Here is a 202-nt window from a genome sequence, read left to right on the forward strand (position 1 = left end):
CTGATAATCTGGAATACCTGATATCTCTTCGAAGTTTACAGATCCGTTGTATGTAACTTCAAGTCCTTTCTTTACACCTTTCTTACCGGCCTTTGTAGTAATTACAATTACACCATTAGTGGCTCTTGAACCATATAGTGCACTAGCTGCTGCACCTTTAAGTACCGAAATGCTTGCAATGTTGTTTGGGTCTAAGTCAAAA

The 202-nt window shown here is 38.6% G+C and carries 1 protein-coding gene; it reads right to left on the minus strand.

The window, feature by feature from the left end; all coding sequences use genetic code 11:
- Positions 1-202: TonB-dependent receptor plug domain-containing protein (locus tag E1140_RS00005; RefSeq protein WP_155177918.1), on the minus strand; the 202-nt coding region annotated here is incomplete at both ends.

Origin of the sequence: Fulvivirga lutimaris, assembly GCF_009711525.1 — a bacterium.
GTDB lineage: Bacteria > Bacteroidota > Bacteroidia > Cytophagales > Cyclobacteriaceae > Fulvivirga > Fulvivirga lutimaris.